At 66.6% G+C, this 23,924-nt stretch carries 38 protein-coding genes; 37 read left to right on the top strand and 1 reads right to left on the bottom strand.

Annotated elements, in window-relative coordinates; genetic code table 11:
• The first annotated feature begins 247 nt into the window (after positions 1-247).
• The 34 genes from ACWDZ7_RS01600 to truA all read left to right on the top strand — a co-directional run bounded on the left by ACWDZ7_RS01600 (position 248) and on the right by truA (position 20,317).
• Complete coding sequence (locus ACWDZ7_RS01600; RefSeq protein WP_451793929.1) at positions 248-631, top strand: hypothetical protein; 384 nt, start codon at positions 248-250, stop codon at positions 629-631.
• Positions 632-762: 131 nt separating this feature from the next.
• Positions 763-2,151, top strand: a complete 1,389-nt coding sequence (locus tag ACWDZ7_RS01595; RefSeq protein ID WP_451793928.1) for a hypothetical protein — start codon at positions 763-765, stop codon at positions 2,149-2,151.
• An 89-nt stretch (positions 2,152-2,240) separates the two neighbouring features.
• The gene (locus tag ACWDZ7_RS01590; RefSeq protein WP_451793927.1) at positions 2,241-2,657 is read left to right on the top strand and encodes a hypothetical protein; all 417 of its coding nucleotides are present in this window, start codon (positions 2,241-2,243) and stop codon (positions 2,655-2,657) included.
• Positions 2,658-3,099: 442 nt separating this feature from the next.
• Positions 3,100-3,408, top strand: a complete 309-nt coding sequence (gene rpsJ / locus ACWDZ7_RS01585) for a 30S ribosomal protein S10 (RefSeq protein ID WP_003948644.1) — start codon at positions 3,100-3,102, stop codon at positions 3,406-3,408.
• Between the two features lie 14 nt (positions 3,409-3,422).
• Positions 3,423-4,067 (top strand): 50S ribosomal protein L3, encoded by a 645-nt coding sequence (gene rplC / locus ACWDZ7_RS01580; RefSeq protein ID WP_030782583.1) that lies wholly within the window; start codon positions 3,423-3,425, stop codon positions 4,065-4,067.
• 8 nt (positions 4,068-4,075) lie between these two features.
• Positions 4,076-4,729 carry a 50S ribosomal protein L4 gene (rplD, locus tag ACWDZ7_RS01575; protein ID WP_451515049.1) on the top strand — a complete coding sequence of 218 codons (654 nt, stop codon included), beginning with the start codon at positions 4,076-4,078 and terminating at the stop codon, positions 4,727-4,729.
• Entirely contained in the window at positions 4,729-5,148 is a 420-nt protein-coding gene (rplW, locus tag ACWDZ7_RS01570) for a 50S ribosomal protein L23 (protein ID WP_125514474.1), read from the top strand. The genes rplD and rplW overlap by 1 nt, the downstream gene beginning before the upstream one ends.
• 39 nt (positions 5,149-5,187) lie before the next feature.
• On the top strand, positions 5,188-6,024 hold the full coding sequence (gene rplB / locus ACWDZ7_RS01565) for a 50S ribosomal protein L2 (RefSeq protein ID WP_451793926.1): 837 nt from the start codon (positions 5,188-5,190) through the stop codon (positions 6,022-6,024).
• Between the two features lie 12 nt (positions 6,025-6,036).
• Positions 6,037-6,318, top strand: a complete 282-nt coding sequence (rpsS, locus tag ACWDZ7_RS01560; RefSeq protein WP_451515047.1) for a 30S ribosomal protein S19 — start codon at positions 6,037-6,039, stop codon at positions 6,316-6,318.
• A gap of 41 nt (positions 6,319-6,359) precedes the next feature.
• Complete coding sequence (gene rplV, locus ACWDZ7_RS01555) at positions 6,360-6,707, top strand: 50S ribosomal protein L22 (RefSeq protein ID WP_016645177.1); 348 nt, start codon at positions 6,360-6,362, stop codon at positions 6,705-6,707.
• Positions 6,707-7,552 carry a 30S ribosomal protein S3 gene (gene rpsC / locus ACWDZ7_RS01550; protein ID WP_451793925.1) on the top strand — a complete coding sequence of 282 codons (846 nt, stop codon included), beginning with the start codon at positions 6,707-6,709 and terminating at the stop codon, positions 7,550-7,552. Before rplV ends, rpsC begins: the two co-directional genes overlap by 1 nt.
• 5 nt (positions 7,553-7,557) lie before the next feature.
• A complete protein-coding gene (gene rplP, locus ACWDZ7_RS01545; RefSeq protein WP_030782563.1) occupies positions 7,558-7,977 on the top strand; it encodes a 50S ribosomal protein L16 in 420 nt (139 codons plus the stop codon).
• Positions 7,977-8,201 (top strand): 50S ribosomal protein L29, encoded by a 225-nt coding sequence (gene rpmC, locus ACWDZ7_RS01540; RefSeq protein ID WP_005481220.1) that lies wholly within the window; start codon positions 7,977-7,979, stop codon positions 8,199-8,201. Before rplP ends, rpmC begins: the two co-directional genes overlap by 1 nt.
• Positions 8,201-8,485 carry a 30S ribosomal protein S17 gene (gene rpsQ, locus ACWDZ7_RS01535; RefSeq protein WP_451515045.1) on the top strand — a complete coding sequence of 95 codons (285 nt, stop codon included), beginning with the start codon at positions 8,201-8,203 and terminating at the stop codon, positions 8,483-8,485. The genes rpmC and rpsQ overlap by 1 nt, the downstream gene beginning before the upstream one ends.
• A gap of 104 nt (positions 8,486-8,589) precedes the next feature.
• Positions 8,590-8,958 (top strand): 50S ribosomal protein L14, encoded by a 369-nt coding sequence (rplN, locus tag ACWDZ7_RS01530; RefSeq protein ID WP_003974257.1) that lies wholly within the window; start codon positions 8,590-8,592, stop codon positions 8,956-8,958.
• Between the two features lie 2 nt (positions 8,959-8,960).
• Positions 8,961-9,284, top strand: a complete 324-nt coding sequence (gene rplX / locus ACWDZ7_RS01525; RefSeq protein WP_016645174.1) for a 50S ribosomal protein L24 — start codon at positions 8,961-8,963, stop codon at positions 9,282-9,284.
• The gene (gene rplE / locus ACWDZ7_RS01520) at positions 9,284-9,841 is read left to right on the top strand and encodes a 50S ribosomal protein L5 (protein ID WP_135332558.1); all 558 of its coding nucleotides are present in this window, start codon (positions 9,284-9,286) and stop codon (positions 9,839-9,841) included. The genes rplX and rplE overlap by 1 nt, the downstream gene beginning before the upstream one ends.
• 5 nt (positions 9,842-9,846) lie before the next feature.
• Positions 9,847-10,032 carry a type Z 30S ribosomal protein S14 gene (locus ACWDZ7_RS01515; protein ID WP_003956452.1) on the top strand — a complete coding sequence of 62 codons (186 nt, stop codon included), beginning with the start codon at positions 9,847-9,849 and terminating at the stop codon, positions 10,030-10,032.
• 206 nt (positions 10,033-10,238) lie between these two features.
• Positions 10,239-10,637: a 30S ribosomal protein S8 gene (gene rpsH, locus ACWDZ7_RS01510; RefSeq protein ID WP_018528360.1), complete on the top strand. Its 399-nt coding sequence runs from the start codon at positions 10,239-10,241 to the stop codon at positions 10,635-10,637.
• Positions 10,638-10,658: 21 nt separating this feature from the next.
• Entirely contained in the window at positions 10,659-11,198 is a 540-nt protein-coding gene (gene rplF / locus ACWDZ7_RS01505; RefSeq protein ID WP_451515044.1) for a 50S ribosomal protein L6, read from the top strand.
• Between the two features lie 3 nt (positions 11,199-11,201).
• Complete coding sequence (gene rplR / locus ACWDZ7_RS01500; protein ID WP_398300201.1) at positions 11,202-11,585, top strand: 50S ribosomal protein L18; 384 nt, start codon at positions 11,202-11,204, stop codon at positions 11,583-11,585.
• 41 nt (positions 11,586-11,626) lie between these two features.
• Positions 11,627-12,235, top strand: a complete 609-nt coding sequence (gene rpsE / locus ACWDZ7_RS01495) for a 30S ribosomal protein S5 (RefSeq protein ID WP_127912612.1) — start codon at positions 11,627-11,629, stop codon at positions 12,233-12,235.
• Complete coding sequence (gene rpmD, locus ACWDZ7_RS01490) at positions 12,235-12,417, top strand: 50S ribosomal protein L30 (RefSeq protein ID WP_447037975.1); 183 nt, start codon at positions 12,235-12,237, stop codon at positions 12,415-12,417. Before rpsE ends, rpmD begins: the two co-directional genes overlap by 1 nt.
• 1 nt (position 12,418) lies before the next feature.
• On the top strand, positions 12,419-12,874 hold the full coding sequence (gene rplO / locus ACWDZ7_RS01485) for a 50S ribosomal protein L15 (protein WP_451515043.1): 456 nt from the start codon (positions 12,419-12,421) through the stop codon (positions 12,872-12,874).
• Between the two features lie 225 nt (positions 12,875-13,099).
• Entirely contained in the window at positions 13,100-14,413 is a 1,314-nt protein-coding gene (secY, locus tag ACWDZ7_RS01480; RefSeq protein ID WP_451793923.1) for a preprotein translocase subunit SecY, read from the top strand.
• Entirely contained in the window at positions 14,413-15,066 is a 654-nt protein-coding gene (locus tag ACWDZ7_RS01475; protein WP_451793922.1) for an adenylate kinase, read from the top strand. The genes secY and ACWDZ7_RS01475 overlap by 1 nt, the downstream gene beginning before the upstream one ends.
• A gap of 123 nt (positions 15,067-15,189) precedes the next feature.
• Positions 15,190-16,026, top strand: coding sequence for a type I methionyl aminopeptidase (gene map, locus ACWDZ7_RS01470; protein WP_451794153.1), 837 nt, complete (start codon positions 15,190-15,192; stop codon positions 16,024-16,026).
• A 153-nt stretch (positions 16,027-16,179) separates the two neighbouring features.
• Positions 16,180-16,401 (top strand): translation initiation factor IF-1, encoded by a 222-nt coding sequence (gene infA, locus ACWDZ7_RS01465; RefSeq protein ID WP_003948620.1) that lies wholly within the window; start codon positions 16,180-16,182, stop codon positions 16,399-16,401.
• Between the two features lie 58 nt (positions 16,402-16,459).
• Positions 16,460-16,573 (top strand): 50S ribosomal protein L36, encoded by a 114-nt coding sequence (rpmJ, locus tag ACWDZ7_RS01460; protein WP_003974245.1) that lies wholly within the window; start codon positions 16,460-16,462, stop codon positions 16,571-16,573.
• Positions 16,574-16,780: 207 nt separating this feature from the next.
• The gene (gene rpsM, locus ACWDZ7_RS01455) at positions 16,781-17,161 is read left to right on the top strand and encodes a 30S ribosomal protein S13 (RefSeq protein ID WP_030782528.1); all 381 of its coding nucleotides are present in this window, start codon (positions 16,781-16,783) and stop codon (positions 17,159-17,161) included.
• 65 nt (positions 17,162-17,226) lie between these two features.
• Positions 17,227-17,631 carry a 30S ribosomal protein S11 gene (gene rpsK, locus ACWDZ7_RS01450; protein ID WP_006376016.1) on the top strand — a complete coding sequence of 135 codons (405 nt, stop codon included), beginning with the start codon at positions 17,227-17,229 and terminating at the stop codon, positions 17,629-17,631.
• A gap of 115 nt (positions 17,632-17,746) precedes the next feature.
• Entirely contained in the window at positions 17,747-18,769 is a 1,023-nt protein-coding gene (locus tag ACWDZ7_RS01445; protein WP_016645160.1) for a DNA-directed RNA polymerase subunit alpha, read from the top strand.
• 124 nt (positions 18,770-18,893) lie between these two features.
• On the top strand, positions 18,894-19,388 hold the full coding sequence (gene rplQ / locus ACWDZ7_RS01440) for a 50S ribosomal protein L17 (RefSeq protein WP_055553524.1): 495 nt from the start codon (positions 18,894-18,896) through the stop codon (positions 19,386-19,388).
• A gap of 74 nt (positions 19,389-19,462) precedes the next feature.
• Complete coding sequence (gene truA / locus ACWDZ7_RS01435) at positions 19,463-20,317, top strand: tRNA pseudouridine(38-40) synthase TruA (protein ID WP_451793921.1); 855 nt, start codon at positions 19,463-19,465, stop codon at positions 20,315-20,317.
• A gap of 41 nt (positions 20,318-20,358) precedes the next feature.
• Here truA and ACWDZ7_RS01430 read toward each other — a convergent pair whose 3' ends face one another.
• On the bottom strand, positions 20,359-21,225 hold the full coding sequence (locus ACWDZ7_RS01430; RefSeq protein WP_451793920.1) for a hypothetical protein: 867 nt from the start codon (positions 21,223-21,225) through the stop codon (positions 20,359-20,361).
• A gap of 74 nt (positions 21,226-21,299) precedes the next feature.
• On the opposite strand from ACWDZ7_RS01430, the gene ACWDZ7_RS01425 reads away from it, so the two are divergent.
• From ACWDZ7_RS01425 to rpsI, 3 genes are all read left to right on the top strand, one after another.
• On the top strand, positions 21,300-22,517 hold the full coding sequence (locus ACWDZ7_RS01425) for a glycosyltransferase family 87 protein (protein ID WP_451793918.1): 1,218 nt from the start codon (positions 21,300-21,302) through the stop codon (positions 22,515-22,517).
• A 359-nt stretch (positions 22,518-22,876) separates the two neighbouring features.
• Positions 22,877-23,320: a 50S ribosomal protein L13 gene (gene rplM, locus ACWDZ7_RS01420; protein ID WP_076684960.1), complete on the top strand. Its 444-nt coding sequence runs from the start codon at positions 22,877-22,879 to the stop codon at positions 23,318-23,320.
• 42 nt (positions 23,321-23,362) lie between these two features.
• Positions 23,363-23,884 (top strand): 30S ribosomal protein S9, encoded by a 522-nt coding sequence (gene rpsI, locus ACWDZ7_RS01415; RefSeq protein WP_451793917.1) that lies wholly within the window; start codon positions 23,363-23,365, stop codon positions 23,882-23,884.
• Positions 23,885-23,924: the final 40 nt, after the last annotated feature.

The following is a 23,924-nucleotide window of genomic DNA, read 5'->3' as shown; positions in this document are numbered from 1 at the left end:
TCTGAACTGAGCGCATCGCAGTACATGCAGTAACGGGAGGGCCCGTACGACCTCGGTCGTGCGGGCCCTTTTGCGTGCTTGCCGTGCGGGTGAGAGGGCGCAATGACGGTCGGCGTTCGTTCCTTGCCGTTCTTCTCCGTCGGCCCGGGCGCGGCTACCGTAAAGCCGGCAGGCAGTGATCACGCTCGGGGGAGGAACAGTGATGGATGGGGAATCGACGCGCGGATCTACGGGGCCGGCCCGGCATATGCGACTGAACCATCTGCCCTCCCTCGGTGGGGGCGGTGGCACTCCTCGAGGCAAGGATCTCGCCTCGACGCCCGCGGAGAAGAAGGCGGCAGCCGAGGCGATCGAGAAGCACCTGGAGCCGGACACCCGCAAGGCTGGTACCCGGGCTCGGGAGAGCACGGGCGCGGCTGCCAAGGAGTTCGGACCGCACGGTGGCGAGGGGTGGCTCACCGGGCCTGCTCTGCAGTCCGCACGCAAGACGTGGAGTGAGCAGCTCACGACGCTGATGAACCGGCTCGGGTCGGAGAAGGCAGCGCTCCGGGCCACCAACACGTTGTTCCAGGGGACGGAAGCGGGGGTGGATCTCGGGATCCGGAGATCTTCTGCCCTGGACTCGTACTGACTGACCGCTTCTACTGCTCGCACATCCCGAACCTCGTCTCGGCCCGAAGGAGCCAGCCCGTGGCGACGTATTACGAGATCATGGGAACCGACCTTTCGAAGCTCACCACGGCCGCTGACGACTGGGACGCCATGGCCGAGGATTTCGCCAGGCTCGCCGGCAGTTACGACAAGCAGGTGCACGGCATCTCGCTCCGCGACACGTGGGTGGGGGTGAGCGCGAACGCGGGTGCCGCGCGCTTCGGCGCCACCCTCCAGGAGTTCCGAGGTGCGCGTAGCGAGGCGAAGGCCGTCGCAAAACTGCTCCGGGACGCCCGTGCGGAATTCACCAGGCTGCGGAAGAACATCGATCACGTCAGGGCCGAGGCCGTGAAGGACGGCATGAGAGTGTCGGAGCTCGGTGTCGTGGCCTATGACACGTCCAAGCTCGACAGCGGCACGTATACCGCCTACGCGCATGACCCGGGTTACCAGGACAGCGCCCGCAAGGCGGCGCAGGGCTGGACCGAACAACTCGAGGCGGCCGTGCGGGCGGTCAACGACGCGGACGAGGGCCTCAAGCTGGCCCTTGCCGCCGCGATGAAGGACTCGAACCTTCAAGACGGCACGGTCGCCGGTTTCAATCGGGACGCGATGCCCAGCCCGTACCCGTCCCTGGAAGAGACGGCCAAAGCGCAGCACATCCCGCAGGACAAGGCCAAGATCGCTGAGTGGTGGCGGGATCTCGACCCGGTCACTCGCGGCATCCTGTTGCAGGAGAAGGGGGACGCGCTGCGAAAGGCGGGCATCATGAGTCCGCTTTACCAATGGCGCGCGCCGGACGAGGGCTCCGGCGCTTTCGACTCGGAGGAGTCGACAGCCAAGGATCTCTGGTACCTGGTTCGGGCGCAGGCCATCGCGGCTGGTGGGGACTTCACCGGTGAGAACGCGGCGTCGCGCAACATGGAGCACTATCTGGCCGCCACGGGTGAACCGCTGGATCTGGACGTCGACCGCATCCTGCGGGACGACTCGGATTTTCGCGACAAAGTCACAGCACTCCATGTCGCCGGGAACCAGGACGCATGGCGCGAACAAGGACTCAACGCATTCGAGAAGGCCGGCGGTGACAAGACGGTGGTCGTGCCGGTGGAGAGCGCGGCGGCCGGTCGGACATTCGAGAACGACGAGTGGTTCCACGCGGTGGGGTCGCACCAGCAGAACGTCTCCGGGATGGTCACCGTCAGCCCTGGTGAGAGCGGTAAGCCGCAGGTCTCTCTCGACTACCAGGTCAACGTATGGGACCGGTACAACTGGGACTCCGGCAAGTCGACGACCTTTCCTGGCGGCGTGGTGATCCCGGATTCCGAGATGGGGCGCCTGCACACCACGGGACTCGCCCGGGAATTCGACATGCGGGGCAGCAGCTCGACTTATACGTACGACCTGAACAGCGATGCGCCCCCCACGGCGAACCCGCCGGACCAGGGACGCGAAGGCACCCGTGGGGACGTCTCCCGCGGCGACGAGGAGAACCGGTGAAGACCAAACGTGGTGCGTGTTTCGTCGCGGCGCTGGCTGTCGGCCTTCTCCTCTCCGCGTGTTCCGTCCCGGACGCGGGTGACCGCCAGGTGACCGAAGGGCGTGACTGGCACTGGGACCAGGAGGCAGGCGCGGTTGAATCTTCAGCCTTCATGAATGTGGCGGTGCCCAAGGGTGCCGCCGAGGTCAGAGGCGCCGTTCAGGTCAACCCGCAGGAGGACGTCTATCTCCTCTCCTTCGTTACCGGCGAGAAGGATGCCGAGGGCATCGCGGCAACCCTGCACTCCGAGGAGCCTCTCAAGGCGCGCAGGAACGAGGCCGCGCCGAAGGCCGAACTCTTCGGGCACCTGGGGCTGGCGGAGCCGCAGACCCTGAAGGGAACGCGCTGGGCAGGCGTATGCCCGCCGTGCGTGAACGACGACCGCCGCAAGAAGGTGCAGTGGATCGAGATCCACGTCCAGACACTCGGGTCCGATCGGGCGCGGGTCTACTTGCAGGCGTTCTGAGACCGGCGGGACGGCCGGCCTGCCGCACCCCGGGTTTGATCCTCGTCACCCACCGGGTACGATCTTCGGCCCGATTGGCCCCCGGCATGCCCCGTATGGCACACTGTTCAGGTTGCTCGGCTGAGTGCCGATGCTGTGCGCCTCCCGCCGGGAGGACTGGAAGCGAGTCCCACAGTACTCGTCGCCTCACCTGCCGTAAGGCAGCACTGTGGCGGACGTACGGGAATCTTTCGGGAAGTACAGCACGGAGGCTCGGCCAGGCGCCCGGTGGGTTTCTTCCCCCGGACCCGCGGTCATCCGGGCCGCAGCCCCTAGCAGGGAAATCCTTCGGGAGATCTGTGTGAGCGGGACTGCGACACGCCCGACCGCGTGGGTCGGAGGAAGTAGAAAAAAGGGCCTTCCGGGGGTCAGAGCGTTCGAGACAAAGGACTACTAAGTAGCCATGGCGGGACAGAAGATCCGCATCCGGCTCAAGGCCTACGACCACGAGGTCATCGACTCTTCGGCGAAGAAGATCGTCGAGACGGTGACTCGCACTGGTGCGTCGGTCGCGGGCCCGGTGCCGCTGCCCACTGAGAAGAACGTGTACTGCGTCATCAAGTCGCCGCACAAGTACAAGGACTCGCGCGAGCACTTCGAGATGCGCACGCACAAGCGTCTGATCGACATCCTCGACCCGACGCCCAAGACCGTTGACTCGCTGATGCGCCTGGACCTTCCGGCCGGCGTTGACATCGAGATCAAGCTCTGAAGGGCGCGGAGAAGATGACCAAGCAGATCAAGGGCATCCTGGGCGAGAAGCTCGGCATGACCCAGGTCTGGGACGAGAACAACCGTGTCGTCCCGGTGACCGTGGTCAAGGCCGGGCCCTGCGTCGTTACCCAGGTCCGTACGAATGACAGCGACGGCTACGAGTCGGTCCAGATCGCCTTCGGCGAGATCGACCCGCGCAAGGTGAACAAGCCCCTCAAGGGTCACTTCGCCAAGGCCGACGTGACCCCCCGTCGCCACCTCGTCGAGATCCGTACCGCTGGTGCCAGCGAGTACACCCTCGGCCAGGAGCTGACCGCCGAGACGTTCGAGGCCGGTATCAAGGTCGACGTCACCGGCAAGAGCAAGGGCAAGGGCTTCGCCGGTGTGATGAAGCGTCACAACTTCCACGGCGGCAAGGCCTCCCACGGTGCGCACCGCGTGCACCGCAAGCCCGGTTCCATCGGTGGCTGTGCCACCCCCGGCCGTGTCTTCAAGGGCATGCGCATGGCGGGTCGCATGGGCAACGAGCGGGTCACCACCCAGAACCTGACCGTCCACGCCGTTGACGCGGAGAAGGGCCTGCTCCTCATCAAGGGCGCGGTCCCTGGTCCGAACGGCGGCCTCGTCCTGGTCCGTACCGCGGCCAAGGGGGCCTGAGGTAACCCATGAGCACCATTGACATCCTTTCGCCGGCAGGCGACAAGACCGGGACGGTCGAGCTCCCCGCGGAGATCTTCGACGTCGAGAAGATCAGCATCCCGCTGCTTCACCAGGTCGTCGTCGCGCAGCTGGCCGCGGCCCGTCAGGGCACGCACAAGACCAAGACCCGCGGCGAAGTCCGTGGTGGTGGGCGCAAGCCTTACCGCCAGAAGGGCACCGGCCGCGCGCGCCAGGGTTCGACCCGTGCGCCGCAGTTCGCCGGCGGTGGCGTCGTCCACGGCCCGCAGCCGCGCGACTACTCGCAGCGCACTCCCAAGAAGATGAAGGCTGCCGCTCTGCGTCACGCCCTCACCGACCGGGCGCGCAACTCCCGCATCCACGTCGTCTCCGGCGTGGTCGAGGGCGAGATCTCCACGAAGGCCGCCAAGAGCCTGCTCGGCAAGGTCAGCGAGCGCAAGAACGTGCTCCTGGTCGTCGAGCGCTCGGACGAGCTTTCGCTGCTCTCCGCCCGCAACCTGCCCCAGGTGCACATCCTGGAGCCGGGCCAGCTGAACACGTACGACGTGCTCGTCTCGGACGACGTGGTCTTCACCAAGGCCGCCTTCGAGTCCTTCGTGTCTGGCCCCAAGGCCGATGAGACCGAAGGGAGCGAAGCCTGATGGCTATCCGTCACCAGAGCATCGCGTCCAAGGCTGCGAAGGCCGCCAAGGCCGCGCGTGTCGCCAAGGCGAAGCGCATCGCGACCGAGGGCAAGATCGCTGTTGAGCCCACCCCGCTGAGCAAGTCCTTCTCGGACCCGCGCGACGTCCTCGTCAAGCCGGTCGTCTCCGAGAAGTCGTACGCGCTGCTCGACGAGGGCAAGTACACGTTCATCGTGGCCCCCGGCTCCAACAAGACCCAGATCAAGCAGGCCGTCGAGGCGGTCTTCTCGGTCAAGGTCACCGGGGTCAACACGATCAACCGTCAGGGCAAGCGCAAGCGCACCAAGTCTGGTTTCGGCAAGCGTGCCGACACCAAGCGCGCGATTGTGACCCTTGCTGAGGGCGACCGTATCGACATCTTCGGCCAGGCCTCCTAACGGAGTGCCCTGGTCCGAATATCGGACGAGGACTGAGAAATGGGAATCCGCAAGTACAAGCCGACTACGCCGGGCCGTCGTGGCTCCAGCGTCGCCGACTTCGTCGAGGTAACGCGGTCCACGCCGGAGAAGTCGCTGGTTCGCCCGCTGCACAGCAAGGGCGGCCGTAACAACGCCGGTCGGATCACCGTTCGCCACCAGGGTGGCGGACACAAGCGCGCCTTCCGTGTGATCGACTTCCGTCGTCACGACAAGGACGGTGTGCCGGCCAAGGTCGCGCACATCGAGTACGACCCCAACCGCACCGCGCGCATCGCGCTGCTGCACTACGCGGACGGCGAGAAGCGCTACATCCTCGCCCCGCGCGGCACGCAGCAGGGTGACCGGATTGAGAACGGCCCTGGCGCCGACATCAAGCCCGGCAACAACATGGCGCTGCGCAACATCCCGGTCGGTACGACCATCCACGCCATCGAGCTGCGGCCCGGCGGCGGAGCGAAGTTCGCCCGCTCCGCGGGTGCCTCCGTGCAGCTGCTCGCGAAGGAAGGCGCCATGGCGCACCTTCGCATGCCGTCCGGTGAGATCCGCCTGGTCGACGTCCGCTGCCGCGCCACGATTGGCGAGGTCGGCAACGCCGAGCAGTCGAACATCAACTGGGGCAAGGCCGGCCGCATGCGCTGGAAGGGCGTCCGCCCGACCGTGCGTGGTGTCGTGATGAACCCGGTCGACCACCCGCACGGTGGTGGTGAAGGCAAGACCTCCGGTGGACGTCACCCGGTCTCGCCGTGGGGCAAGAAGGAGGGTCGTACTCGTGATCGCAACAAGGCGAGCAACAAGTACATCGTCCGTCGCCGCAAGTCGAACAAGAAGCGCTAGGAGCGGGTTTAGATGCCGCGCAGTCTCAAGAAGGGGCCCTTCGTCGACGACCACCTCGTAAAGAAGGTGGACGTCCAGAACGAAGCCGGTTCCAAGAACGTCATCAAGACCTGGTCCCGTCGCTCGATGATCATTCCCAGCATGCTGGGTCACACGATCGCGGTGCACAACGGCAAGACCCACATCCCGGTGTTCGTCACCGAGGCGATGGTCGGCCACAAGCTCGGCGAGTTCTCGCCGACTCGCACCTTCCGCGGCCACGTCAAGGACGACCGGAAGTCGAAGCGCCGCTAGCGCGGGGTGGAACGACTATGACTAACACCGAAGGGACAACCATGGAAGCCAGGGCCCAGGCGCGGTACATCCGCGTCACGCCCATGAAGGCCCGCCGCGTGGTGGACCTCATCCGTGGCATGGATGCCACGGAGGCTCAGGCGGTCCTGCGTTTCGCCCCGCAGGCCGCGAGCGTGCCGGTCGGCAAGGTGCTGGACAGCGCCATTGCCAACGCCGCGCACAACTACGACCACTCCGACGCCTCTTCGCTGGTCATCAGCGAGGCGTACGTGGATGAGGGCCCGACCCTGAAGCGGTTCCGTCCGCGTGCTCAGGGCCGTGCCTACCGGATCCGTAAGCGGACCAGCCACATCACCGTGGTCGTCAGCAGCAAGGAAGGAACCCGGTAATGGGCCAGAAGGTAAACCCGCACGGGTTCCGGCTCGGTATCACCACGGACTTCAAGTCCCGTTGGTACGCCGACAAGCTGTACAAGGACTACGTCAAGGAAGACGTCGCCATCCGCAGGATGATGACGTCCGGCATGGAGCGCGCCGGCATCTCGAAGGTTGAGATCGAGCGCACCCGTGACCGTGTGCGTGTGGACATCCACACCGCGCGTCCCGGCATCGTCATCGGCCGCCGTGGCGCCGAGGCCGACCGCATCCGCGGCGACCTCGAGAAGCTCACGGGCAAGCAGGTCCAGCTGAACATCCTCGAGGTCAAGAACCCCGAGGTCGACGCTCAGCTCGTGGCCCAGGCCGTGGCGGAGCAGCTGTCCTCCCGCGTCTCCTTCCGTCGCGCCATGCGTAAGAGCATGCAGTCGTCGATGAAGGCCGGTGCCAAGGGCATCAAGATCCAGTGTGGTGGCCGTCTCGGCGGCGCCGAGATGTCCCGGTCCGAGTTCTACCGCGAGGGTCGTGTGCCGCTGCACACGCTGCGCGCGAACGTGGACTACGGCTTCTTCGAGGCCAAGACGACCTTCGGTCGTATTGGCGTCAAGGTCTGGATCTACAAGGGCGACGTCAAGAACATCGCCGAGGTCCGTGCCGAGAACGCCGCGGCCCGTGCGGGTAACCGCCCGGCCCGTGGTGGTGGCGGCAACGACCGCCCGGCCCGTGGTGGCCGTGGTGGCGAGCGTGGCGGCCGCGGCCGCAAGCCGCAGCAGCAGTCCGCGCCGGCTGCCGAGGCCCCCAAGGCCGACGCTCCCGCCGCCGCTGCCGCTCCGGCTGAGAGCACCGGAACGGAGGCCTGACCGAAATGCTGATCCCCCGTAGGGTCAAGCACCGCAAGCAGCACCACCCGAAGCGCCGTGGTCAGGCCAAGGGCGGTACGACGGTTGCGTTCGGCGAGTACGGCATCCAGGCCCTCACGCCGGCGTACGTGACCAACCGCCAGATCGAGGCGGCCCGTATCGCGATGACCCGCCACATCAAGCGTGGCGGCAAGGTCTGGATCAACATCTACCCGGACCGCCCGCTGACCAAGAAGCCTGCCGAGACCCGCATGGGTTCCGGTAAGGGTTCGCCCGAGTGGTGGGTCGCGAACGTTCACCCGGGTCGGGTGATGTTCGAGCTGTCCTACCCGAACGAGAAGATTGCTCGTGAGGCGCTTACCCGCGCTGCTCACAAGCTTCCGATGAAGTGCCGTATCGTCCGGCGCGAGGCAGGTGAGTCGTGATGTCGGCCGGTACCAAGGCGTCCGAGCTGCGCGAGCTGGGTGACGAGGAGCTTCTCAACAAGCTTCGCGAAGCCAAGGAAGAGCTGTTCAATCTCCGCTTCCAGGCGGCGACGGGTCAGCTCGAGAACCACGGTCGGCTCAAGGCCGTCCGTAAGGACATCGCGCGGATCTACACCCTGATGCGTGAGCGCGAGCTGGGCATCGAGACGGTGGAGAGCGCCTGATGAGCGAGAACAACGTGACTGAGACCAACACTGACCGCGGATTCCGCAAGACCCGTGAGGGTCTGGTCGTCAGCGACAAGATGGACAAGACCGTCGTCGTCGCCGTCGAGGACCGTGTGAAGCACGCGCTGTACGGCAAGGTCATCCGCCGTACGAACAAGCTCAAGGCGCACGACGAGCAGAACGCTGCCGGCGTCGGCGACCGCGTCCTCCTGATGGAGACGCGTCCGCTGTCGGCGACCAAGCGCTGGCGCATCGTCGAGATCCTCGAGAAGGCCAAGTAATTCTCTGAGGCATCCCTCAGAGTTCGTTCCGCCAGGCTCGGCAGGGGCCCATCTCGTAAGAGAGAAGCCCCTGCCGGGAACCGGCAGACAATCAGGAGATAGACGTGATCCAGCAGGAGTCGCGACTTCGCGTCGCCGACAACACGGGTGCGAAGGAAATTCTCACCATTCGTGTTCTCGGTGGCTCGGGTCGCCGCTACGCGGGTATCGGTGACGTCATCGTCGCCACCGTCAAGGACGCGATCCCCGGTGGCAACGTGAAGAAGGGTGACGTCGTCAAGGCGGTCATCGTTCGCACCGTCAAGGAGCGCCGCCGTCCGGACGGCTCGTACATCCGCTTCGACGAGAACGCCGCCGTCATTCTGAAGAACGACGGCGACCCTCGCGGCACCCGTATCTTCGGCCCCGTCGGCCGTGAGCTGCGCGAGAAGAAGTTCATGAAGATCATCTCGCTCGCGCCGGAGGTGCTGTAAGCATGAAGATCAAGAAGGGCGACCTGGTCCAGGTCATCACCGGTAAGGACAAGGGCAAGCAGGGCAAGGTCATTGCCGCTTACCCGCGCGACGAGCGCGTCCTGGTCGAGGGTGTCAACCGGGTCAAGAAGCACACGAAGGCCGGCCCGACCGCCAGCGGCTCGCAGGCCGGCGGCATCGTGACCACCGAGGCCCCCGTCCACGTCTCCAACGTCCAGCTGGTCGTGGAGAAGGACGGCAACAAGGTCGTCACGCGCGTCGGTTACCGCTTCGACGACGAGGGCAACAAGATCCGCGTTGCCAAGCGGACGGGTGAGGACATCTGATGACGACCACCACCACTCCGCGTCTCAAGACGAAGTACCGCGAGGAGATCGCGGCCAAGCTGCAGGAAGAGTTCTCGTACGAGAACGTCATGCAGACGCCGGGCCTCGTCAAGATCGTGGTCAACATGGGTGTCGGCGACGCCGCCCGTGACTCGAAGCTCATGGACGGTGCCGTCCGTGACCTGACCACGATCACCGGTCAGAAGCCGGCCATCACCAAGGCCCGGAAGTCCATCGCGCAGTTCAAGCTGCGTGAGGGTCAGCCGATCGGCTGTCACGTCACGCTCCGTGGCGACCGCATGTGGGAGTTCCTGGACCGCACCCTGTCGCTCGCGCTGCCGCGCATCCGCGACTTCCGTGGTCTGTCCCCCAAGCAGTTCGACGGCCGTGGCAACTACACCTTCGGTCTCACGGAGCAGGTCATGTTCCACGAGATCGACCAGGACAAGATCGACCGCGTCCGGGGTATGGACATCACCGTGGTCACCACGGCGACCAACGACGCTGAGGGCCGCGCCCTTCTCCGTCACCTCGGCTTCCCCTTCAAGGAGGCGTAAGCGAGATGGCGAAGAAGGCTCTGATTGCCAAGGCTGCTCGTAAGCCCAAGTTCGGTGTGCGTGCGTACACCCGCTGCCAGCGCTGCGGCCGCCCGCACTCCGTCTACCGCAAGTTCGGCCTGTGCCGCGTGTGCCTTCGTGAGATGGCCCACCGTGGCGAGCTGCCGGGCGTGACCAAGAGCTCCTGGTAGTCCTTTCCGGACTGCTTGGATCTCTCGGTAAGTAACGGGATGGCAGAGGCCCTCCTCCATATGGCTTAGGCTAGGAGGGTTGGGCGTCTGCCGCCCTGACCGACTTACTACGCCGTAGGTCCCCGCGCCGCACCCGTCCCGCCTCTGAGTGGGGAGAGGGATGGCGCAGATAGGAAACCCCGGCGAGAGAGGCCGAAGGCCAATTCATGACCATGACTGATCCGATCGCGGACATGCTGACTCGTCTGCGTAACGCGAACTCGGCGTACCACGACACAGTGGCTATGCCGCACAGCAAGATCAAGTCTCACATCGCGGAGATCCTCCAGCAGGAGGGCTTCATCACGGGCTGGAAGGTCGAGGACGCCGAGGTCGGCAAGAACCTCGTCCTCGAGCTGAAGTTCGGCCCGAACCGTGAGCGCTCCATCGCGGGCATCAAGCGGATCTCCAAGCCCGGTCTCCGGGTTTACGCGAAGTCCACCAACCTGCCGAAGGTGCTCGGCGGCCTGGGCGTGGCGATCATCTCCACGTCCCACGGTCTGCTCACCGGCCAGCAGGCAGGCAAGAAGGGCGTAGGTGGGGAAGTCCTCGCCTACGTCTGGTAGTCGGGAACGGAGGAATAGCTAATGTCGCGTATTGGCAAGCTCCCCATCACGGTTCCCGCCGGCGTGGACGTCACCATCGACGGCCGTACGGTCGCGGTGAAGGGCCCCAAGGGTTCCCTCTCGCACACCGTTGTCGCGCCGATCGAGATCGCTAAGGGTGAGGACGGCGTTCTCAACGTCACCCGCCCGAACGACGAGCGTCAGAACAAGGCCCTGCACGGCCTGTCCCGCACGCTGGTGGCGAACATGATCACCGGCGTGACCACGGGTTACGTGAAGAAGCTCGAAATCAGCGGTGTCGGTTACCGCGTCCTCGCGAAGGGCTCCAACCTGGAGTTCTCGCTGGGCTACAGCCACCCGATCCTGGTCGAGGCCCCCGAGGGCATCACCTTCAAGGTGGAGTCCGCGACCAAGCTTTCGGTCGAGGGCATCGACAAGCAGAAGGTCGGCGAGGTTGCGGCCAACATCCGCAAGCTGCGCAAGCCTGACCCGTACAAGGCCAAGGGCGTCAAGTACGAAGGCGAAGTCATCCGCCGCAAGGTCGGAAAGGCGGGTAAGTAAGCCATGGCATACGGTGTCAAGATTGCTAAGGGCGACGCTTACAAGCGTGCTGCCATCAAGCGTCGTCACATCCGCATCCGTAAGCACATCTCGGGTACGGCTGAGCGTCCGCGCCTGGTCGTGACGCGCTCCAACCGCCACATCGTGGCCCAGGTCATCGACGACATCAAGGGTCACACCCTTGCGTCGGCGTCGACCCTGGACACCACGATCCGCGGCGCCGAGGGCGACAAGTCGGCGCAGGCCAAGTCGGTCGGCGCCCTGGTCGCCGAGCGCGCCAAGGCCGCCGGTGTCGAGACTGTCGTGTTCGACCGTGGTGGTAACCAGTACGCCGGGCGCATCGCCGCCCTGGCGGACGCCGCCCGCGAAGCCGGACTCAAGTTCTGAGTCGGTTCCGTAGCTAGCGGAAACAGAGAGAGGTAATTCCAATGGCTGGACCCCAGCGCCGCGGTGGCGGTGCCGGTGGCGGCGAGCGGCGGGACCGGAAGGGTCGCGACGGTGGCAACGCCGCCGCCGAGAAGACCGCGTACGTTGAGCGCGTTGTCGCGATCAACCGCGTCGCCAAGGTTGTGAAGGGTGGTCGTCGCTTCAGCTTCACCGCGCTGGTCGTGGTAGGCGATGGTGACGGTACCGTCGGTGTCGGTTACGGCAAGGCCAAGGAGGTGCCGGCCGCCATCGCCAAGGGTGTTGAGGAGGCCAAGAAGCACTTCTTCAAGGTCCCCCGTATCCAGGGCACCATCCCGCACCCGATCACGGGCGAGAAGGCCGCGGGCGTCGTCCTGCTCAAGCCTGCTTCCCCCGGTACCGGTGTTATCGCCGGTGGCCCGGTGCGTGCCGTGCTCGAGTGCGCAGGCGTGCACGACATCCTGTCGAAGTCGCTCGGTTCGTCGAACGCGATCAACATCGTGCACGCGACCGTGGCGGCCCTCAAGGGTCTGCAGCGTCCCGAGGAGATCGCGGCCCGCCGTGGTCTGCCCCTCGAGGACGTCGCTCCCGCGGCTCTGCTGCGGGCGCGTGCCGGGGCTGGTGCTGCGTAATGGCACAGCTCAAGGTCACGCAGATCAAGTCGTACATCGGTAGCAAGCAGAACCACCGCGACACCCTGCGCTCCCTTGGTCTCAAGGGCATCAACACGCAGGTCGTCAAGGAGGACCGCCCCGAGTTCCGCGGAATGGTGCACACCGTCCGCCACCTCGTGACGGTTGAGGAGGTCGACTGACATGGCGGAGCAGAACCCGCTGAAGGTCCACAACCTCCGGCCCGCCCCGGGCGCCAAGACCGCCAAGACCCGTGTGGGTCGTGGTGAGGCGTCCAAGGGTAAGACCGCTGGTCGTGGTACCAAGGGCACCAAGGCCCGTTACCAGGTTCCGCAGCGCTTCGAGGGTGGCCAGATGCCCCTCCACATGCGCCTGCCGAAGCTCAAGGGCTTCCGGAACCCGTTCAAGACCGAGTTCCAGGTCGTGAACCTCGACAAGCTGAGCGCGCTGTACCCGGAGGGTGGCGAGGTCACCGTCGAGGGTCTCGTCGCCAAGGGTGCCGTTCGCAAGAACAGCCTTGTCAAGGTCCTCGGCCAGGGCGAGGTCACCGTGGCGCTGCAGGTGACGGTCGACGCCGTCTCCGGCTCCGCCAAGGAGAAGATCACCGCCGCGGGCGGTACCGTCACCGAGCTCGTCTGATTTTCTCGGACGTGTCGATGACATGAGCGATTCCCAGCCGGGGATGCCCCACAAAAGGGGCATCCCCGGTTGGTCGTTCCAAGGGGGGCACGGTCGCCGGTAAGGTGGCGTGCACTGTCTAAGCTCCGTGCGGTCTGCCCGCACGGTTTTGTTGACTGATACGTATTCGTCGATCCTCAAGACCACCACCTCTGACGCACGCGCGCGGGGGTCGCAGGAGGCACCGTGCTCACCGCGTTCGCCCGGGCGTTCAAGACGCCCGACCTGCGCAAGAAGCTGCTCTTCACGCTCGGCATCATCGTGATCTACCGGCTGGGTACGCATGTGCCGATCCCCGGTGTCAATTACAAGAACGTCCAGACCTGCGTCGACAACGCCAGTCAGAACCAGGGCCTGTTCGGTCTCGTCAACATGATGAGCGGTGGCGCGCTGCTGCAGATCACGATCTTCGCGCTCGGCATCATGCCGTACATCACGGCGAGCATCATTCTGCAGCTGCTGACCGTGGTGATCCCGCGGCTCGAAGCCCTCAAGAAGGAGGGTCAGGCAGGCACGGCGAAGATCACGCAGTACACGCGCTATCTGACCATCGCGCTCGCGATCCTTCAGGGCACCGGCCTGGTGGCCACCGCTCGCACCGGCTCCCTCTTCCAGGGCTGCCCGGTCGCCAGCGACATCGTGCCCGACCAGTCGATCTTCGTCACCATGACCATGGTCATCACGATGACCGCCGGTACGGCGTGTGTGATGTGGCTCGGTGAGCTGATCACCGACCGCGGCATCGGCAACGGCATGTCGATCCTGATGTTCATCTCGATCGCCGCGACCTTCCCGGCCGCCCTGTGGGCGATCAAGGAGCAGGGCTCGCTCGCCGACGGCTGGATCGAGTTCGGCACCGTCATCGCGGTGGGTCTCGTCATGGTCGGCCTGGTGGTCTTCGTCGAGCAGGCGCAGCGGCGCATTCCCGTCCAGTACGCGAAGCGCATGATCGGCCGCAGGTCCTACGGCGGTACGTCGACGTACATTCCGCTGAAGGTCAACCAGGCGGGCATCATCCCTGTGATCTTCGCCTCTTCGCTGCTCTACATTCCGGCGCTGGTCGCCCAGTTCGCGGGCGGCAACTCGGGATGGAAGCAGTGGATCGACGCAAACCTGACCAAGGGTGACCACCCGATTTACATCACCACGTACTTCGTGCTGATCGTCTTCTTCGCCTTCTTCTACGTCGCGATCTCCTTCAACCCCGAGGAAGTCGCCGACAACATGAAGAAGTATGGTGGCTTCATCCCGGGCATCCGGGCTGGCCGTCCGACCGCTGAGTATCTGAGTTACGTACTCAACCGGATCACCTGGCCGGGTTCGCTGTATCTGGGTCTGATCGCTCTTGTGCCGACGATGGCGTTGGTGGGCTTCGGGGCAAACCAGAACTTCCCCTTCGGCGGGACGAGCATCCTCATCATCGTGGGTGTGGGTCTGGAAACCGTGAAGCAGATCGAGAGCCAGCTCCAGCAGCGCAATTACGAAGGGTTCCTCCGCTGATGCGTATCGTCCTCGTCGGGCCGCCCGGTGCGGGCAAGGGAACGCAGGCCGCGTTCCTCGCCCAGAACCTGTCGATCCCGCACATCTCCACGGGCGACCTCTTCCGTACCAACATGAGCCAGGGCACGGAACTGGGCAAGCAGGCGAAGGAGTACATCCACGCCGGCAACCTCGTGCCCGATGAAGTGACGATCGGCATGGCGAAGGAGCGCATGGCGCAGCCGGACGCCGAGAACGGCTTCCTGCTCGATGGGTTCCCGCGCAATGTGTCCCAGGCACAGGCGCTGGACGTGGCGCTCAAGGCCGATGACGTGAAGCTCGACGCCGTCCTGGACCTGGAGGTCCCCGAGGACGAGGTCGTCAAGCGGATCGCCGGCCGTCGCGTCTGCCGCAAGGAGTCCAGCCACGTCTTCCACGTGACGTACTCGCCGCCGAAGCAGGAGGGCGTCTGTGACGTCTGCGGCGGTGAGCTGTACCAGCGTGTGGACGACAGCGAGGAGACCGTCCGCAAGCGTCTTGAGGTCTACCACACGCAGACCGAGCCGATCATCGACTACTACCGGACCCAGGGTCTGGTCGTCACGATCTCGGCGCTCGGCAAGGTGGACGAGGTCACCGAGCGTGCGATGGAAGCCCTGAAGGGCGACAAGTAGTCAGTACGCTGTTTCGGCCGCGGTGCCCGTAAGGGGACCGCGGCCGTACTGTTGTCTACGTACCGGTTCGTGTGTACGTAGCCGGTTGTTGACGGATGACGGATGACGGAGAGCGGAAGCCCCATGGTGCAGATCAAGACCCCCGAGCAGATCGCGAAGATGCGTGAGGCGGGCCTTGTCGTCGCCGCCATCCACGCGGCGACCCGTGAGGCCGCGGTGCCCGGGGCCACCACCAAGGATCTGGACGACGTCGCCCGCAAGGTCATCGCCGAGCACGGCGCGAAGTCCAACTTCCTCGGCTACGGCGGCTTCCCCGCGACGATCTGCACGTCCGTCAACGAGGTCGTCGTACACGGCATCCCCGACGACAAGACCGTCCTCAAGGACGGCGACATCATCTCCATCGACGCGGGCGCGATCATCGACGGCTGGCACGGTGACGCGGCGTACACCGCGTTCGTGGGCACCGGTCACGCTCCGGAGCTGATCGAGCTGTCCCGCGTGACCGAGGAGTCGATGTGGGCCGGCCTCGCGGCCATGAAGCTGGGCAACCGGCTCGTCGACATCTCCCGCGCCATCGAGACGTACATCCGCCGCCAGCCGAAGCCGGGCGGCGGCAAGTACGGGATCGTCGAGGACTACGGCGGCCACGGCATCGGCACCGAGATGCACATGGACCCCCACCTCCTGAACTACGTCGAGCGCCGCCGAGGCAAGGGCCCCAAGCTGGTCCCCGGCTTCTGCCTGGCCATCGAGCCCATGGTCTCCCTGGGCACGCCGCGCACGGAGGTCCTTGAGGACGACTGGACGGTCATCACGACGGACGGCACCTGGTCCTCGCACTGGGAGCACTCCGTCGCGCTGACGGAGGAGGGCCCGCTGGTCCTGACGGCTCCTGACTGCGGCCGGGCGAAGCTGGCGGAGTACGGGGTCACGGCGGCGCCGGACCCGCTGGGCTGACCCCCTTGCTTAAAGATCTACGCAGTGGGGCAGACTTTCTCGATTCGTCTTTCCGAGTGCACTGACGTAGACTGACGCGTCGGCTCTCGTGCATCCGTGTGTCTGCATACGGCGTACGAAGTCGATCAAGGTAGTCGATTCGAAGGGCGAAGCGTGGCCAAGAAGCAAGGTGCCATCGAGATCGAAGGCACTGTCGTCGAGTCTCTCCCGAACGCCATGTTCAAGGTGGAGCTCCAGAACGGCCACCAGGTCCTGGCACACATCAGCGGCAAGATGCGCATGCACTACATCCGCATCCTCCCTGACGACCGGGTCGTGGTGGAGCTGTCTCCGTACGACCTGACGCGTGGCCGGATCGTCTACCGGTACAAGTAGATCTTGCCCGCACTCCGCTTAGGCGGGGTGGTGGCACTGACCCGGAGAACCTCACCCAATGAAGGTCAAGCCGAGCGTCAAGAAGATCTGCGACAAGTGCAGGGTGATCCGCCGTCACGGTCGGGTCATGGTCATCTGCGACAACCCGCGCCACAAGCAGCGCCAGGGCTGACGCACGACTGCAGTTCGCAGATTTTCGCGCGACGCAAGTAAGTAGATACGCAGGACCCGTCCCTCTTCAGTTCCTTTGGTGGTGGAGGGCGACACCCCCGGTCGGAGGCCGGGGACCCGGTACGTACCAAACCTTCTCCAGCAGAAGGCGACGGCGAATCGGGAGTGGTTCTGCTGAAGACCTCCGAAGAATCAACAGGAGCCATGAATGGCACGCGTTGAAGGCGTTGACCTCCCACGCGAAAAGCGCATCGAGGTTGCCCTCACCTACGTGTTCGGCATCGGCCGCACGCTGGCCCAGCAGACGCTGGACGCCACCGAGGTGGACCGCAACACCCGCGTCCGCGACCTGACCGAGGAAGACCTCGTCAAGATCCGCGAGTACGTGGACGCCAACATCAAGACCGAGGGTGACCTCCGTCGCGAGATCCAGGCCGACATCCGCCGCAAGGTCGAGATCGGTTGCTACCAGGGTCTGCGTCACCGTCGTGGCCTGCCGGTCCGCGGTCAGCGCACCAGCACGAACGCCCGCACCCGCAAGGGCCCGCGTCGCGCCATCGCCGGTAAGAAGAAGCCGGGCAAGAAGTAGTCCTCGCTCAGCGGTCTATCGACAGCTGTCGCTGCAGGACCGACCACCTCCCGTAGGAGTTATAGATGCCCCCCAAGGGTCGTCAGGGCGCTGCCAAGAAGGTGCGCCGCAAGGAAAAGAAGAACGTCGCTCACGGACACGCTCACATCAAGAGCACGTTCAACAACACGATCGTGTCCATCACGGACCCGGCCGGCAACGTGATCTCGTGGGCCTCCGCCGGCCACGTCGGCTTCAAGGGCTCGCGCAAGTCCACGCCGTTCGCCGCGCAGATGGCCGCCGAGTCGGCTGCCCGTCGCGCGCAGGAGCACGGCATGCGCAAGGTCGACGTCTTCGTCAAGGGCCCGGGTTCCGGTCGCGAGACCGCCATCCGTTCGCTCCAGGCGACCGGCCTTGAGGTCGGCTCGATCCAGGACGTGACGCCCACGCCGCACAACGGCTGCCGTCCGCCCAAGCGCCGCCGCGTCTGACGCACGGTTGTCTTAGGTTTCCGGGCGGTACGGCTCTTCGGAGCCGTACCGCCCGTACCCTTGTAGAACCATCAGGGCATCAAATAGTGGGTGCCCCTGACTGAAGGATCGCAACATGCTGATCGCTCAGCGTCCCTCGTTGACCGAAGAGGTCGTCGACGAATTCCGCTCCCGGTTCGTGATCGAGCCGCTGGAGCCGGGCTTCGGCTACACCCTCGGCAACTCCCTCCGCCGCACCCTCCTCTCGTCGATCCCCGGCGCTGCTGTCACCAGCATCCGCATCGACGGTGTCCTGCACGAGTTCACCACCGTGCCGGGCGTCAAGGAGGATGTCACCGACCTCATCCTCAACATCAAGCAGCTGGTCGTCTCCTCGGAGCACGACGAGCCCGTCGTGATGTACCTGCGCAAGCAGGGCCCGGGTCTGGTCACCGCCGCCGACATCGCGCCCCCGGCCGGTGTCGAGGTGCACAACCCCGACCTCGTCCTCGCCACGCTCAACGGCAAGGGCAAGCTGGAGATGGAGCTGACCGTCGAGCGCGGTCGCGGCTACGTCTCCGCCGTGCAGAACAAGCAGGTCGGTCAGGAGATCGGGCGCATCCCGGTCGACTCGATCTACTCGCCGGTGCTCAAGGTCACGTACAAGGTCGAGGCGACCCGTGTCGAGCAGCGCACCGACTTCGACAAGCTGATCGTCGACGTCGAGACCAAGCAGGCGATGCGTCCGCGTGACGCCATGGCGTCGGCCGGCAAGACCCTGGTCGAGCTGTTCGGTCTCGCCCGTGAGCTGAACATCGACGCCGAGGGCATCGACATGGGCCCGTCCCCGACGGACGCCGCCCTTGCCGCTGATCTCGCCCTGCCGATCGAGGAGCTGGAGCTCACCGTTCGGTCGTACAACTGCCTCAAGCGCGAGGGCATCCACTCGGTGGGCGAGCTTGTCGCCCGCTCCGAGGCGGACCTGCTCGACATCCGCAACTTCGGTGCGAAGTCGATCGACGAGGTCAAGATGAAGCTGAACGGTATGGGTCTGGCCCTCAAGGACAGCCCGCCCGGATTCGACCCGACCGCCGCCGCCGACGCCTTTGGCGCCGACGACGACGCGGACGCGGGCTTCGTCGAGACCGAGCAGTACTGACAGTTCTGATCGTGGCTGCGGACCGGCTTCGGCTGGTCGCGCAGTTCCCCGCGCCCCTGACGGGGCGCGGTGCCACTGACCCCGGTACCTGATACGGCCGGGGCAGACATCAAGGAGAAACACCATGCCGAAGCCTGCCAAGGGTGCCCGTCTGGGCGGCAGCGCCGCGCACGAGAAGCTTCTGCTGGCGAACCTCGCCAAGCAGCTCTTCGAGTACGGCCGCATCACCACCACCGAGGCGAAGGCCCGTCGCCTGCGTCCGTACGCGGAGCGTCTGGTCACCAAGGCGAAGAAGGGTGACCTTCACAACCGCCGCCAGGTGCTGTCCGTCATCACCGACAAGAGCATCGTGCACACGCTCTTCACGGAGATCGGCCCGCGCTACGTGAACCGCCCGGGTGGCTACACCCGTATCACCAAGATCGGTAACCGTCGTGGCGACAACGCGCCCATGGCGATCATCGAGCTGGTGGAGGCCCTGACCGTGGCCCAGGAGGCCACCGGTGAGGCCGAGGCGGCCACCAAGCGTGCCGTCAAGGAAGACGCCCTCAAGAAGGACGACGCGCCCGTCGAGGACGCGAAGCCGGTTGAGGCCGCCGAGGAGTCCAAGGACGCCTGAGGCTCTGCCTTGCTGTGAGCGGGTCCGCCCCCTGCGGGGCGGGCCCGCTTTCGCGTTGTTGAGAGGATTGCGGTGTGAGTGATGAGGTAGAGCCCGGTTTCGTGCGGGTGCGTCTTGACCTTTCGTACGACGGCAAGGAGTTCTCCGGCTGGGCCAAGCAGCGCCAGGGGCAGCGGACCGTCCAGGGCGAGATCGAGGCCGCGCTGCGGACCGTGACGCGGTCGCAGGAGACGTACGAGCTGACGGTCGCCGGGCGGACCGACAGCGGGGTGCACGCGCGCGGGCAGGTCGCCCATGTCGATCTGCCGGAGGCCGTGTGGGAGGAGCACCACGACAAGCTGCTGCGGCGGCTCGCGGGGCGGCTGCCGCACGATGTGCGGGTGTGGAAGGTCGCCGAGGCGCCGGCCGGCTTCAACGCCCGGTTCGCGGCCGTGTGGCGGCGGTACGCCTATCGCGTCACCGACCACCCCGGTGGCGTCGATCCGCTGCTGCGGGGTCATGTGCTGTGGCACGACTGGGAGTTGGACCTCGACGCCATGAACGCCGCCGCCGAGCGGCTGGTCGGCGAGCACGACTTCGCCGCCTACTGCAAGCGGCGTGAGGGCGCCACGACCATTCGTACGCTCCAGGAGCTGCGGTGGGAGCGGCGCGCGGACGGGGTGCTCGAAGCGACCGTGCGGGCCGACGCCTTCTGCCACAACATGGTGCGGTCGCTGGTCGGCGCCATGCTGTTCGTGGGGGACGGGCACCGGCCCGTGGAGTGGCCGGCGAAGGTGCTCGCGGCGGGCGTGCGGGACTCCGCCGTGCACGTGGTGCGGCCGCACGGGCTCACGCTGGAGGAGGTCGGCTACCCCGCCGACGAGCTGCTCGCCGCGCGCAGCAAGGAGGCGCGCAACAAGCGGACGCTGCCCGGCGCCGGGTGCTGCTGAGCCGCGCCGGGCGCCGCGCCGCTGAGCGCCCGGCCGCCCAACTATTCGGGGGCCGCCGCCGCGGCGGACGCCTGGGCGCGGCCCCGCTGGTCGACGCGCTGGAAGGCGAAGCGGGCCATGGTGTCGCCGACGGCGTAGGCCTTGCGGTCGGACGTCGTGACGTCCTTGCCGCTGGGGTAGCCCGTGGTGGTGAAGTACGCGTAGCGGCCGTACGCGTGGTACGTCCCGCGGCACACCCCCGTCTGGCAGAAGCCGGGCACGCCCTTGCCGGGCAACGTGTTGACCAGGCCGTTCTTGACCTGGCTCATGACCTTCTCGGCCTCGGCCGAGGTGTCGAAGACGGCGACGCCGATGGTGACCGCGATGCCGTCCTTGACGTAGCTGGCGCGGATCAGGCGGGTGCAGTCGTTCCTGGTGAGGATGGTGCCGAGGGCGGGTTGGGTGACGGACGCGCACTTCTTGGTGCTGTCGGTCGCGCCCTTCCTGTAGACGTTCTTGCCCGAGGTGTACGTCTTGCCGGGGAAGAGGCCCTCGGGGGTGAGCGGCGCCTTGTCCTTCTTGGCGCTGGAGATGAAGTCCTTGGGGTTCGGCGGGGGCGGCGGCGTGGTCGCCTCGAAGGTCGGGCCCGGGTCGTCGCTCGCCCCGGGGATGTCCGCGGTCGCGGGCAGCTCGCTGGCCGGCTTGTTCGAGGCGGAGGCGTCGTCGCTGTTGGCGGAGACGACGGTGATCGCCACGGCGGCCGCGATGCCGATGGTGGCGAACGCTCCGCCGCCGATCATCAGCCATTTGCGGCGCCGGGCGCGCGCCTCGGAGGCTTCGGCGAGCGCCGCCCAGTCGGGTGTGGGTCCGCCGCCGGGTCCGCCCGTTCCGCCCGGACCCCACTGAGGTCCCCCTTGCCCAAAGCTCATGGGCCGCATCTTAGACGGGGAGTTGGGGATGTTGAGCGGCGGTCGTGTGGGGTTCCCGCCCTAGCCTGAGGCGTATGGATACGGGCGAATCGGCGGTAAAGGGTTGGTTGTTGCGGCCTGCCGGGTGGCATGTCCGGGCCGTGCTCGGTCTGGTGCTGCTCGCCGGGGCCGTCCGGGTGGGGCTGCGGGTGCCGGGTGGCGGGATGGACAACGCCATCGTGGTGCGGGCCGCCGAGGCGTGGATCCACGGGCGCTCGCCCTATGCCGACCGGCATTTCCTCTATCTGCCGGGGGCCGTGCTCGCCGCGGTGCCGCAGGCCCTGCTGCCCACCGCCGTGGCCCGCTTCCTGGTCCCGGCGGGCGTCACCGCGGGCCTCGTCGCCGGATGGGTGTGCGCGCTGCGGCTGTACGAGGTGTCCTGGCGCAGCCGGTTCGCGGCGTACGGGCTGCTCGGGCTCGTGCTCGGCTTCGCGCCCTTCGGGCACCTCGTCGAGCTGGGCAACTGGACGGTGGCGTCGGCCGTGGCGCTGCCGCCGGCGCTGCTGCTGGTGTGCCGGGGGCGGTGGGTGGCGGCCGGGGTCGTCATCGGCGCCGCCGTCGCCGTGAAGCCGCTGCTGGCGCCCGTCGTGCTCCTCTTCGTCTTCGCCGGGCGGTGGCGGGGGCTCGGGGCGGCGGTCGCGGTGCCCGCGGTGGTGTCGCTGGGGGCCGCGCTCGTGATGCCGGACCCCGCCGGGTTCTTCACGCGGACGCTGCCCTTCCTGCTGCGGGGCGACGATGCCTTCGTACGTCTGTATGAGGCGTCGCCGGCGGCGGTGCTCGCGCGGCTCGGGGTGCCGCCGTCGGCGGCGGCGCTGCTCGCGGGGTCTGCGGCGGCGGCCGGGGTGTGGTGTGCGTGGCGGAGGTGGAGGAGAGGGGACGCGGGGCCGTCGAGGGGGGTGGAGTGCGCCACGATGCTGATGCTTTCGGCCTTTCTCGTCTCCCGGCCCTCGTACGACCACTACCTCCTGGTCGTCCTTCCGCTGCTGCTCGCCGGGGTGCTGACGGCGGGGGCGCCGGGGCGGAGCCCGTGGTTCTGGGTGGCGCTGGTGCCGCAGGTACCGGGGTTCACCTGGCCGTGGCTGGAGCCGGGGACGCGGCGCGCTTTCAAGGACGCGGCGACGCTCTGTCTGCTGGCGGTCACCGTCGGGTGGGCGTGTGCGGCGGGCGGGGCCGCTGGTGGGCGTGGGGTGCGTCACGATCCGGTGCCGCGGGGGCGGCGGACGGCGGTGGAGGCGGTGGCCCGCAGCAGGTGAGGGGCGGGAAGCCGCGCGGGGAGCCGGGCCGGGCCGTGCTCGCGGGGGTGAGCGGGGTGTGCCGGGCGGCCGGAGGCCGGTTACCCTGGAAACTCACAGGGCCGCCCGAGGCGGTGGAACCGGCTGCGCCGGTCTCCAGGCCCGCGTTTTGACCCGTACGGGGCAGCGCGGGTATTCTGCGAGTTCGTTATGTGTATTGGCTTTCTCATTCTCACGTGAGGGGCCCTTACACCGGCCCACCGGGCCGATGACCAGCGGCAGGACTCGGTTGCGTCACCGATGTCCGCCAAGGCTGTCGTACATCGTCCGTGGTGGCCATGTCAGGACCCCACCTCTGAAGAAGCGAAGGCTACGACACCGTGCGTACGTACAGCCCCAAGCCCGGCGATGTGACCCGCCAGTGGCACGTCATCGACGCCCGGGACATCGTCCTGGGCCGTCTGGCGACCACCGCTGCCACCCTGCTGCGTGGCAAGCACAAGCCGATCTACGCCCCTCACGTTGACACCGGTGACTTCGTCATCATCATCAACGCGGAGAAGGTGCACCTCTCCGGCAACAAGAAGACCCAGAAGATGGCGTACCGCCACTCCGGTTACCCGGGTGGTCTGCGTTCCGTCCGTTACGACGAGCTGCTCGCCAAGAGCCCCGAGAAGGCTGTCGAGAAGGCCGTCAAGGGCATGCTCCCCAAGAACACCCTGGGCCGTCAGATGCTCTCGAAGCTGAAGGTCTACGCGGGCGACCAGCACCCGCACGGCGCTCAGCAGCCGGTCCCGTTCGAGATCACCCAGGTCGCGCAGTAGTTCCGGCCACCCCCAAAGACGAAAAAGAATCTGAGGAGAATCGTGGCCGAGACCACCGTTGAGCAGCCGGTCGAAGAGACCGAGATCGCCGACGTCGAGCAGTACACCACCGAGTCCGAGGTCCCCGTCGAGGGCGAGTACACCTCGGAGTCGAACGCCGCGCGCTTCGGCGACCCCCAGCCGGCCGCCGGCCTGGGCCGTCGCAAGAACGCCATCGCCCGCGTCCGGATCGTCCCGGGCAGCGGCAAGTGGAAGGTCAACGGGCGCACGCTCGAGGACTACTTCCCGAACAAGGTCCACCAGCAGGAAGTCAACGAGCCCTTCAAGGTGCTCGAGCTCGACAACCGCTACGACGTCATCGCCCGCATCTCGGGTGGCGGCGTCTCCGGTCAGGCCGGTGCGCTCCGTCTCGGTGTCGCCCGTGCGCTGAACGAGGCCGACGTCGACAACAACCGCGCGGCCCTCAAGAAGGCCGGTTACCTCAAGCGTGACGACCGTGCGGTCGAGCGCAAGAAGGCCGGTCTCAAGAAGGCCCGTAAGGCCCCGCAGTACAGCAAGCGCTAATCGCTGCCTGCTTGTACTTTTCGTTCGCCCCGGCGGCACA

It is taken from the genome of Streptomyces sp. NPDC003032, from assembly GCF_053591415.1.
The sequence above is the reverse complement of the archived record's forward strand: the minus strand, read 5'-3'. Positions and strand labels throughout refer to the sequence as shown.

Bases quoted from the DNA above. Each gene is read 5' to 3' on its own strand.
- ACWDZ7_RS01600 (WP_451793929.1), top strand. From the start codon at position 248: ATGCGACTGAACCATCTGCCCTCCCTCGGTGGGGGCGGTGGCACTCCT.
- ACWDZ7_RS01595 (WP_451793928.1), top strand. From the start codon at position 763: ATGGCCGAGGATTTCGCCAGGCTCGCCGGCAGTTACGACAAGCAGGTG.
- rpsJ (WP_003948644.1), top strand. From the start codon at position 3,100: ATGGCGGGACAGAAGATCCGCATCCGGCTCAAGGCCTACGACCACGAG.
- rplC (WP_030782583.1), top strand. From the start codon at position 3,423: ATGACCAAGCAGATCAAGGGCATCCTGGGCGAGAAGCTCGGCATGACC.
- rplD (WP_451515049.1), top strand. From the start codon at position 4,076: ATGAGCACCATTGACATCCTTTCGCCGGCAGGCGACAAGACCGGGACG.
- rplW (WP_125514474.1), top strand. From the start codon at position 4,729: ATGGCTATCCGTCACCAGAGCATCGCGTCCAAGGCTGCGAAGGCCGCC.
- rplB (WP_451793926.1), top strand. From the start codon at position 5,188: ATGGGAATCCGCAAGTACAAGCCGACTACGCCGGGCCGTCGTGGCTCC.
- rpsS (WP_451515047.1), top strand. From the start codon at position 6,037: ATGCCGCGCAGTCTCAAGAAGGGGCCCTTCGTCGACGACCACCTCGTA.
- rplV (WP_016645177.1), top strand. From the start codon at position 6,360: ATGGAAGCCAGGGCCCAGGCGCGGTACATCCGCGTCACGCCCATGAAG.
- rpsC (WP_451793925.1), top strand. From the start codon at position 6,707: ATGGGCCAGAAGGTAAACCCGCACGGGTTCCGGCTCGGTATCACCACG.
- rplP (WP_030782563.1), top strand. From the start codon at position 7,558: ATGCTGATCCCCCGTAGGGTCAAGCACCGCAAGCAGCACCACCCGAAG.
- rpmC (WP_005481220.1), top strand. From the start codon at position 7,977: ATGTCGGCCGGTACCAAGGCGTCCGAGCTGCGCGAGCTGGGTGACGAG.
- rpsQ (WP_451515045.1), top strand. From the start codon at position 8,201: ATGAGCGAGAACAACGTGACTGAGACCAACACTGACCGCGGATTCCGC.
- rplX (WP_016645174.1), top strand. From the start codon at position 8,961: ATGAAGATCAAGAAGGGCGACCTGGTCCAGGTCATCACCGGTAAGGAC.
- rplE (WP_135332558.1), top strand. From the start codon at position 9,284: ATGACGACCACCACCACTCCGCGTCTCAAGACGAAGTACCGCGAGGAG.
- ACWDZ7_RS01515 (WP_003956452.1), top strand. From the start codon at position 9,847: ATGGCGAAGAAGGCTCTGATTGCCAAGGCTGCTCGTAAGCCCAAGTTC.
- rpsH (WP_018528360.1), top strand. From the start codon at position 10,239: ATGACCATGACTGATCCGATCGCGGACATGCTGACTCGTCTGCGTAAC.
- rplF (WP_451515044.1), top strand. From the start codon at position 10,659: ATGTCGCGTATTGGCAAGCTCCCCATCACGGTTCCCGCCGGCGTGGAC.
- rplR (WP_398300201.1), top strand. From the start codon at position 11,202: ATGGCATACGGTGTCAAGATTGCTAAGGGCGACGCTTACAAGCGTGCT.
- rpsE (WP_127912612.1), top strand. From the start codon at position 11,627: ATGGCTGGACCCCAGCGCCGCGGTGGCGGTGCCGGTGGCGGCGAGCGG.
- rpmD (WP_447037975.1), top strand. From the start codon at position 12,235: ATGGCACAGCTCAAGGTCACGCAGATCAAGTCGTACATCGGTAGCAAG.
- rplO (WP_451515043.1), top strand. From the start codon at position 12,419: ATGGCGGAGCAGAACCCGCTGAAGGTCCACAACCTCCGGCCCGCCCCG.
- ACWDZ7_RS01475 (WP_451793922.1), top strand. From the start codon at position 14,413: ATGCGTATCGTCCTCGTCGGGCCGCCCGGTGCGGGCAAGGGAACGCAG.
- map (WP_451794153.1), top strand. From the start codon at position 15,190: ATGGTGCAGATCAAGACCCCCGAGCAGATCGCGAAGATGCGTGAGGCG.
- rpmJ (WP_003974245.1), top strand. From the start codon at position 16,460: ATGAAGGTCAAGCCGAGCGTCAAGAAGATCTGCGACAAGTGCAGGGTG.
- rpsM (WP_030782528.1), top strand. From the start codon at position 16,781: ATGGCACGCGTTGAAGGCGTTGACCTCCCACGCGAAAAGCGCATCGAG.
- rpsK (WP_006376016.1), top strand. From the start codon at position 17,227: ATGCCCCCCAAGGGTCGTCAGGGCGCTGCCAAGAAGGTGCGCCGCAAG.
- ACWDZ7_RS01445 (WP_016645160.1), top strand. From the start codon at position 17,747: ATGCTGATCGCTCAGCGTCCCTCGTTGACCGAAGAGGTCGTCGACGAA.
- rplQ (WP_055553524.1), top strand. From the start codon at position 18,894: ATGCCGAAGCCTGCCAAGGGTGCCCGTCTGGGCGGCAGCGCCGCGCAC.
- ACWDZ7_RS01430 (WP_451793920.1), bottom strand. From the start codon at position 21,225: ATGAGCTTTGGGCAAGGGGGACCTCAGTGGGGTCCGGGCGGAACGGGC.
- ACWDZ7_RS01425 (WP_451793918.1), top strand. From the start codon at position 21,300: ATGGATACGGGCGAATCGGCGGTAAAGGGTTGGTTGTTGCGGCCTGCC.